This window comes from Streptomyces sp. NPDC059455, from assembly GCF_042750115.1.
GTDB classification, from domain to species: domain Bacteria; phylum Actinomycetota; class Actinomycetes; order Streptomycetales; family Streptomycetaceae; genus Streptomyces; species Streptomyces endocoffeicus.
Window position 1 is genome coordinate 19,500 of sequence record NZ_JBHYVB010000153.1, and the last position, 8,641, is coordinate 28,140.

Annotated in this window: 8 protein-coding genes; 3 read left to right on the top strand and 5 right to left on the bottom strand. The window is 72.6% G+C overall.

Annotated elements, in window-relative coordinates; translation table 11 throughout:
- Window positions 1-2,165, top strand: a 2,165-nt coding sequence (locus ACFXB5_RS38455; RefSeq protein WP_385217257.1) for a S41 family peptidase, incomplete at its 5' end; no start/stop codon positions are given.
- A 181-nt stretch (window positions 2,166-2,346) separates the two neighbouring features.
- Here the strand turns inward: ACFXB5_RS38455 and ACFXB5_RS38460 are convergent.
- The 4 genes from ACFXB5_RS38460 to ACFXB5_RS38475 form a co-directional block, all read right to left on the bottom strand.
- Window positions 2,347-2,652 (bottom strand): hypothetical protein, encoded by a 306-nt coding sequence (locus ACFXB5_RS38460; protein ID WP_385217260.1) that lies wholly within the window; start codon window positions 2,650-2,652, stop codon window positions 2,347-2,349.
- Between the two features lie 119 nt (window positions 2,653-2,771).
- Window positions 2,772-3,686 (bottom strand): SDR family oxidoreductase, encoded by a 915-nt coding sequence (locus tag ACFXB5_RS38465; RefSeq protein WP_385217263.1) that lies wholly within the window; start codon window positions 3,684-3,686, stop codon window positions 2,772-2,774.
- Window positions 3,683-4,750, bottom strand: a complete 1,068-nt coding sequence (locus ACFXB5_RS38470) for an alpha/beta fold hydrolase (protein WP_385217266.1) — start codon at window positions 4,748-4,750, stop codon at window positions 3,683-3,685. The genes ACFXB5_RS38465 and ACFXB5_RS38470 overlap by 4 nt, the downstream gene beginning before the upstream one ends.
- Complete coding sequence (locus ACFXB5_RS38475) at window positions 4,747-6,276, bottom strand: flavin-containing monooxygenase (protein WP_385217281.1); 1,530 nt, start codon at window positions 6,274-6,276, stop codon at window positions 4,747-4,749. The genes ACFXB5_RS38470 and ACFXB5_RS38475 overlap by 4 nt, the downstream gene beginning before the upstream one ends.
- A 161-nt stretch (window positions 6,277-6,437) precedes the next feature.
- Between ACFXB5_RS38475 and ACFXB5_RS38480 the strand changes: the two genes are divergently transcribed.
- On the top strand, window positions 6,438-7,181 hold the full coding sequence (locus tag ACFXB5_RS38480; RefSeq protein ID WP_385217269.1) for a MerR family transcriptional regulator: 744 nt from the start codon (window positions 6,438-6,440) through the stop codon (window positions 7,179-7,181).
- A gap of 63 nt (window positions 7,182-7,244) precedes the next feature.
- Here the strand turns inward: ACFXB5_RS38480 and ACFXB5_RS38485 are convergent, their stop codons facing one another.
- Entirely contained in the window at window positions 7,245-8,048 is an 804-nt protein-coding gene (locus ACFXB5_RS38485; RefSeq protein WP_385217272.1) for an exodeoxyribonuclease III, read from the bottom strand.
- 62 nt (window positions 8,049-8,110) lie between these two features.
- Between ACFXB5_RS38485 and ACFXB5_RS38490 the strand changes: the two genes are divergently transcribed.
- On the top strand, window positions 8,111-8,641 hold a 531-nt coding region (locus tag ACFXB5_RS38490), incomplete at its 3' end, for a GNAT family N-acetyltransferase (protein ID WP_385217275.1).

Here is an 8,641-nt window from a genome sequence, read left to right on the forward strand (position 1 = left end):
CCGCCCGGCGGCGGCGGCGCGCCGTTCTGGGGGGGGGGGGCCCGGCGTGGCCCCCCCCCCCCCCCGCCCACCGGCCCGGGGCCGCCGGGGCCCCCGGGCGGCTGCTGCTGGTGGACACCTCACCCGACGGGGACGGCGAGGTCACCGAGCTGATCCGGTCGGACAACGGCCCGGTGGGCGACCTGGCCTTCGCACCCGACTCGGCCTGGCTCGCCTGGTCCCACCCCGGGATAGGGCGCACCCTGCGCTCGATCAAGATCGCGCGGCTGGCCGACCGGACCACCGTGGAGGTGACCAATGGCCGGTTCGAGGACGAGGAGCCCGTCTTCACCAGCGACGGCCGCTATCTCGCCTTCCTCTCCTGGCGCGGCTTCGACCCGGTCTACGACGTGCACACCGGCGACCTCTCCTTCCCGCTCGGCTGCCGCCCCTACCTCGTACCGCTGTCCTCCGCCACCCCCTCGCCCTTCGCGCTGTCCCCCGAGGGGCGCCCGGCGGCGGGCGGACTGGACCCGGACCTCAGCGGGGGCGAGGGCGATGGCGATGGCGACGGCACGGTGACGGTCGAGGTGGAGGGGCTGGCCAGCCGGGTCACGGCCTTCCCCGTCTCCGCGTCCAAGTACTCCTCGCTGAGCCCGGTCAGCGGCGGCGGGCTGGTGTGGCTGCGCTGGCCGATCTCGGGCGCGCTCGGCGAGACGTTCGCCAACCCGGCCGAGACCTCGAGCCGCCCCACCCTGGAACATTTCGACCTGGCCAAGGCCAAGCGCACCGAACTCACCGGTGAGCTGGACTGGTTCGTGGTCAGCGGCGACGGCACCCGGCTGGTGGCCTACGACGACGGCGATCTGCGCGCGATGCCCGCCACCGAGTCCGGCGACAGCGACTCCACCGTCCACCTCGACATGCGGCGGATCCAGCACACCGCCGATCCGGCGTCCGAGTGGCGGCAGGCGTACGACGAGGCCGGGCGCATCACCCGCCACTACTACTGGGACCCGGGGATGTGCGGTGTCGACTGGGACGGGGTGCTCGACCAGTACCGTCCACTGGTCGAACGGGTCGCCTCGCCCGACGAGTTCGCCGATCTGCTCCGCGAGACCCTCGGCGAGCTGGGCACCTCGCACGCCTACGTCAGCGCCCCGCGGCGCAACGAGGGGCCGCCCCACTACCAGCGCCCCATCGGACTGCTCGGCGCCAACCTCACCCGCGCCAAGGACGGACGGTGGGCGGTGGCCCGCATCCTGCCCGGTGAGTCCTCCGACTCCCGGGCCCGCTCACCGCTGGCCGGTCTGGGCATCCGGGACGGCGCCGTGCTCACCCATGTCGACGGGCGCCCGGTGGACCCGCTGGCCGGTCCGTATCCGCTGCTGACGGCCGCGGGCGGCACAACGGTGGAGCTGACCTTCGAACCGCCGGACGGCGAGGGGCCGCCGCGCCGGGTCGCGGTCTCCCCGCTGATCGACGACCGGCCGCTGCGCTATCAGGACTGGGTCGCCCAGCGCCGGTCCGTGGTGCGGGAGTTGAGCGACGGGCGGTGCGGCTATCTCCACATCCCCGACATGGGCGGCTCCGGCTGGGCCCAGTTCAACCGCGATCTGCGCCGCGAGATGTCGCTGCCCGCGCTGATCGTGGACGTCCGGGGCAACGCGGGGGGCAACATCAGCGAGCTGGTGGTGGAGAAGCTCACCCGCAAGGTCATGGGCTGGGACCTGACGCGCAACGCCCAGCCCGTGTCGTACTCCAGCAACGCGCCGCGCGGGCCGATCGTCGCGGTCGCCGACGAGGCGACCTCCTCCGACGGCGACATGATCACCGCGGCCTTCAAGATCCAGGGCATCGGGCCGGTGGTGGGGCTGCGCACCTGGGGCGGGGTGGTCGGGATAACCGGCCGTCACCGCCTCGGTGACGGCACGTCGATCACGGTGCCGATGAACGCCGCGTGGTTCGACGCCTATCGCTGGGGCGTGGAGAACCACGGTGTGGAGCCGGACATCGAGGCGCCGCGCTCCCCCGTCGACTGGGCGGAGGGCCGCCATCCGCAACTGGGGGTCGCCGTCCGTACGGCACTCGATCTGCTGGAGCGGCATCCGGCCGCGACCCCACCGGACTACTCGGACGTCCCCGACCTGCGCCGCCCCCAACTGCCGCCGCGCGACGGGAACTGAGCGCGGCGGGCGCGAGTGCTGCGCAGGGGGTGGGCGCGGGCGGTATGCAGGGGTTGGGCGCGGGCGGCGCGCAGGGAGTGGGCGCGGGCGCGGGTGGCGCGCAGGGGTGCATCCCCATAGTGGGCCATGGGGATGCACCCCTCCCGCCCTGTGTGCATGTGTGCCTCTGCGCCTCCGCGCGTCACATCTCTTCGAAGGGCTCCTGGTCCATCGTCTCGTCGCCCATGCCCGGCTGACGGCGCTCACGGCCCGTCCGCTGGGACTGCCCGTGGGCCTCCGGCCGGTCCTGCCGACCACGGCGCTGCTCCTGCCCCGGCTCCCGGCGGGAGCGCTCCTCCATGCGCTCACCGGGCTGCATGCGCTCAGCCGACTGCATGCGCTCACCGGACTGCGTCTGCTGACCGCGCCGCGGCTCCTGGCTCCGGCCGCCCTGCTGCTTCCGCTTGGCCTGCTGAGCCTTCTCGTTCGACTGGTCCTTGGGGCCCATGTGTCACTCCTCATCGGGTGAATGGCGTCGGGCCCGACAAGAGTTACACGCACCGACTTACTCCGCATTCCGGACCGGAGGAGCCGGAGGAAGCCCAGGTCAGCACGGTTGACTGAGCGTTACCGGTGACGCTCCGTGCGCACGGCGCCCGATGTGCGCGCCTTCTCGTCCGCCGCGCCGCCCTCGCCCACCAGACCGCCCCGCTCCTCCCGGGTCGCGGCCAGCCGAGGCTCGGCGCGGCGCATCTCGCGCCGCCCCACGGCGTGGATGAACGCGGGCAGATAGCCGCGCATCGACTGCATACCGCGCAACCACCACTGCGCGTACACATGCGCCGACCGGCGCTCGATGCCCGCCACCAGCCGGTCCACCGCCGGGCCCAGCGGATAGGTGCGGCCCGCGGGCCAGGGCAGCCGCTGCCGCAGCTCGCGCATCACCTCGTCCCGGTCGGCGCCGCGCACCATATCGGTGTCCGTCCAGCTCAGATAGCCCACGCCGACCCGGACCCCACGGTGACCCACCTCGGCCCGCAGACTGTGGGCGAACGCCTCGACCCCGGACTTGGACGCGCAGTACGCCGTCATCATGGGGGCGGGCGCGATCGCGGCGAGCGAGGCGATCTGCAGCAGATAGCCGCGGCTCGCGGTCAGCGCGGGCAGGAAGGCGCGGGCCGTGGCGGCGCTGCCCAGCAGATTGACCTCGATCACCCGCCGCCAGGCCGTCTCATCGGTGTCGAGGAACGGACCGGCCTGGGCCACGCCCGCGTTGGCACAGACGATGTCCACCGCGCCGAACCGCTCCACGACCTCCTCCGCCACCCGCGCCATCGCCTCGGCGTCGGTGACATCGGCGTGCCAGTAGGCGGAGTCGGTGGGCAGTCGCCCCGAGACCCGCTTCAGCTCCTCGGGCTCCAGGCCCACCAGCGCGACCTTCGCGCCGCGTGCCGAGAGCTTGCGGGCGAGCAGCTCGCCGACCCCCCGCGCCGCACCCGTCACCACCGCGACCTGGCCCTCAAGACCCCTGCGCGCACTCATGCCGTCTGCTCCTTCGCTTCTACTGCCGCTGCCGCTGCCGTGTGCCCGGCTTCCGTCGCTGTTGTGGGGCGGGATTCCTGCGAGTGGGATTCCTGAGAGGCGGGGCGGGATTCCTGGGAGCGGGATTCCTGAGAGGTTGTGAGATCGGTTTCCCGGGGTGTCCCGTACTCCTCGACCAGGCCGCGGATCACCCCGGTGACCGCCTCGGGGTCCTCCAGCGGGGTCATATGGCCGAGCCCCGGGAGTTCGGTCAGTCCGGTGCAGTGCGGCAACGCGGCGGCGAGGGCGTGGGCGTGCTCGGTCGGGGTGAGCCGGTCGGCGGTGCCGGCGATGACGGCCGTGGGCATGGTCAGTTGACCGACCCGCGCGTCCAGTTCGAGGTCGGCCAGGACCCGGCCCCATCCGGCGCGTACGACGCGGGGGCAGGCGTGCAGGATCCGCGCGGCCACCTCCACCGTGGCCGGGTCGGCGCCGGGGCCCATCGTGACGTACCGCACCAGCCGCCTGGAGAGCGGCGTGACCGGGCCCAGTGGGGCGCGTGAGCCGAGGAGCAGGCGGTGCACCCGCGCCCGCGCCCGCGGGGAGCGCAGCGGCACCACCCTCGACCGCTCCATCAGCCGTGCGGCACCGGTGCTGCACAGCACCGCGGCGGCCGCGCGCTCGCGCAGCTGGGGACGGTCGGCGGCGGCCATCAGCGTCATCGCGCCCATGGAGTGGCCCGCCAGCACGGCCCGCCGACCGGGCGGAAGGGCCGCTTCCAGCACCGCCACCAGATCGTCGGCCAGGGCCTCGGTGCTGTAGCCGCCGGGTCCTGGGGCCGGGCTGCGGCCATGGCCGCGCTGGTCGTAGAGGATCACCCGGTGGTCGGTCGAGAGGGCGCGCACCACCGGCGCCCAGAAGGCCGTGGAGCAGACCCAGCCGTGCGCGAGCACGACGGCCGGGGCGTCCTCGGGGCCGTGCAGCTCCGTATGGATCCGGCTCCCGTCGGCCGAGACGACCGTCAGCTCACGCTCCGGCACGGGCGGGACGTACGGCCCCGAGGGCAGCGAAGGAGCCCGCCTCACCGCGATCCCCTCCCCACGCCGGCCGTGGACACCGTGGCCTTGACCGGCCCGGTGCGCGGCCGCACCACCGTGTACTCGGCGAGGTCCACGCGTCGGGTGACCCTCCGCAGCTCGGACGTCGTCCCGGGCCACAGGGTGGTGTTGCGCCCATTGTCGAGGTACCAGCTGTCGCAACCTCCGGTGTTCCACACCGTGCGTTCCATCCTTTCCTGGATCATGTCGGTGTAGGCGCGCACCGCCGACGGCCGGGCGTCCAGCGCGACCTTGCCGCCGAGGGTTTCCAACTGGCGCAGATAGTCGGCCATATAGGCCAGCTGCGCCTCGATGACGAGGATCATCGAGCTGTTCCCGAGGCCGGTGTTGGGCCCGATGATGGTCAGGAAGTTGGGGAAACCCGCCGGGTTGGTGCCGCGCAGCGCCTCCATCCCGCCCCTCCACTCCTCCGCGAGCGTCGTCCCGCGCACCCCGGTCACCCGCTGGGCTATGGGGACGTCGGTCACATGGAAGCCGGTGCCGAAGATGATCACGTCGGCCTCGGTCTCGGTACCGTCGGCACCGACCAGAGTGCTGCCGCGCACCTCCTTCAACCCCGTCGGGACCACGTCCACATGCGGCTGGGCGAGCGCCGGATAGTAGTCATTGGAGAGCAGGATGCGCTTGCAGCCGATGCGGTAGTCGGGGGTCAGCTCCGCCCGCAGCCCCGGGTCCTTGATGGCCCGTCGCATATGGGCGCGGGCCAGCCGCTCCACGAACCGCATCTCGCCCGGCCGCTTGGTGAAGGCCCCGACCTGCAGCTCCCGGATGCCCCACAGCACCCCGCGGCGCAGCGAACGGGTGGCCGGGATCTTCGAGTGCAGCCATCGCTCGAGGCCGCTGATCCGGCGGTCCATCCGCGGCAGCACCCAGGGCGGGGTGCGCTGGAAGAGGGTGAGCCGGCCGACCTCGCGCTGGATGGCGGGGACGATCTGGATGGCCGAGGCGCCGGTGCCGATCACCGCCACGCGCTTGCCGCGCAGATCGGTGGTGTGGTCCCAGCGGGCGGAGTGGAAGACGGCGCCGGGGAAGCCGTCGAGCCCGGGAATGTCGGGGATCCGGGGGTCGGCGAGCGGACCGGTGGCGCTCACCACGACATCGGCGGTCAGCGAGCCCCGCGCCGTCTCCACCTCCCAGTGCACCGATTCGGTATCCCAGCGCAGGGACCGCACCTCGGCGCCGAAGCGCAGGTGCGGCCGCAGCCCGAAGGTGTCGGCGACCCGCTCCAGATAGGCGCGGATATGGGGCTGACCGGAGAAGTTCCGGGGCCAGTCGGGGTTGGGCGCGAAGGAGAAGGAGTACAGATGCGACGGGACATCGCAGGCACAGCCCGGATAGGTGTTGTCCCGCCAGGCGCCGCCGACCGCGTCCGCGCGCTCCAGCACCACGAAGTCCGTGATACCCGCGCGGCGCAGCCGCACCGCCGCTCCCAGCCCGCCGAATCCGGCCCCGATCACCGCCACCCGCACATGCTCATGCGTCAGCCCAGCCATGCCGCCGCCTTCCACGAACGCGAATACGACCGCGCCAGCAATCACTGGCACGATGGGAGCGTAGGACAGAGATCTACCAAGCGGTAGGGGCTGTGGATAACGAAGTTACCGGCGGTCGCACCCGACCGGCCGCGGCAGGGGCCTCGGCATAGGCTTCCCTCGTGGCGACGAGCGAAGCGGACGAGGTACGCGAGTACCGCATGCCGGAACTGGCCGAGAAGGCCGGGATCACCGTGCGCACCCTGCGCTTCTACCGGGAGCGCAAGCTGCTCCCACCGCCGCGCCGCGAGGGCCGGATCGCCTGGTACAACGACCACCATCTGGCCCGGCTGCGGACGATCGCGGCACTGCTGGAGCGCGGCCACACCCTCGGCGGGATCGCCGAGCTGCTCGCCGCCTTCGAAAGCGGCCGCCGGGACGTCGGCGAACTGCTCGGGCTGCCCGGCGCCGCCGCCTCCTGGCCCGCGGAGACCCCGGTCCGGCTCCGGCCCGAGGCGCTCGCGGACTACTTCCAGGGCGAGGTCACCCCGGAGAACCTCAGCACCTCCCTCGACCTCGGCTATCTGGCCGTCGACGGCGACGAGATCGTCCACCTCAGCCGCCGCCTGCTGGACGTCTCACACACCCTGGTCGAACAGGGCGTCCCGCTGGCCGCCGTGCTCGGTGCGGCGCGCGAGGTGCGTGAGCATGTGGACGCGATCGCCGAGACCTTCGTCACACTGCTGCGCGCCCATGTGCTGGCGGACGCCGTGGAGCGCGGCGAGGACGTCGGCGAGACCGTGGAGCGGCTGCGGCCGCTGGCCACGAGCGTGGTGGACGCCGAGCTGACGATGGCCATGAACCGCCGGATGCGGGCGGAGTTGGGCGAGACGCCGCCGAGGGGCGGCAGCACCGGGAATAAGTGAGCCCGCGGCGCCGGTGAGCCCGCCGAGGCCGACGCACTCACAGGACCGCCACCGCCGCGAACGTCAGTGAGCCGGGCCGTAGGCCACCGTCACCGGGGCGTGATCGCTCCACCGCTGGTCGTAGGCGGCCGCCCGCTCCACCACCGCCTTGACCGCGCGCCCGGCGAGCCCCGGGGTGGCGATCTGGTAGTCGATGCGCCAGCCCGCGTCGTTGTCGAAGGCCCGGCCGCGGTAGGACCACCACGAGTAGGGACCCGCGACGTCCGGGTGCAGGGCGCGCACCACGTCCACGTACGCCGCCTCCTCGAAGACGCTGGTCAGCCAGGCGCGCTCGGCCGGCAGGAAGCCGGACTTCTTCTGGTTGGCCTTCCAGTTCTTGAGGTCGGCCTCCTGGTGGGCGATGTTCCAGTCGCCGCACACCAGCGCCTCGCGCCCACCGGCCGCCGCGCGCTCGCGCAGCTCCTTCAGGTACGGAAGGAACTCCGCCATGAAGCGCTCCTTCTCGTCCTGGCGCTCCGTGCCGACCTCACCAGAGGGGAGGTACAGGCTGCCGACGGTCACGCCCGGCAGATCGACCTCCACATAGCGGCCGCTGCCGTCGAACTCGGACGATCCGAAGCCGACCCGGACGCCCTCCAGCTCGCGCCGGGCGTACACCGACACCCCGGCCCGGCCCTTGGCCGCCGCTGGGGCGTGCACCGCATGCCAGCCGTCGGGTTCGCGGACCGCCTCGGGCAGCTCCTTGGGCTCGGCGCGCACCTCCTGGAGGCACACCACATCGGCCGCGGTACCGTCCAGCCAGGAGACAAAGCCCTTTTTGGCGGCGGCGCGCAGCCCGTTCACATTCACGGTCGTCACGGTGAGCACGCCCGGCACGATACGCGACAAAAACAACGGCCCCTCCCCCGCATAGAAGTACGATCCATCGCATGGACGTTCGAGTCATTCGTTACGATCACCCTGACGCCCGCAAACTCGACGCGGAAGTGCAGGTGGAGTACGCCGAGCGCTACGGCGACGGCGATCTGACGCATATGGACGCGGCCCACTTCGACCCGCCGCACGGCCTCTATCTCATCGTCTACGACACGGACGGCACCCCGGTCGCGAGCGGCGGCTGGCGCAGCCAGGAGCGGAACGAAGAGGGCTACGAGGACGGGGACGCCGAGATCAAGCGGATGTTCGTGGTGCGCGCGGCGCGCGGGCGGGGGCTGGCCCGGCGGATCCTCGCGGCGCTGGAGGACAGCGCGCGGGAGGCGGGGCGCGTGCGGATGGTCCTGGAGACCGGCACCGAGCAGCCCGAGGCCATCGCGCTGTACACCTCGTCCGGCTACGCACCGGTGACGAAGTTCGGGTTCTACCGCTTCGAGGAGAGCAGCCGCTGCTACGGCAAGCTCCTTACGGACGCCACGGACGCCACGGACGCCACGGACGGAGCGGGCACGACAGGCCTTACGGAT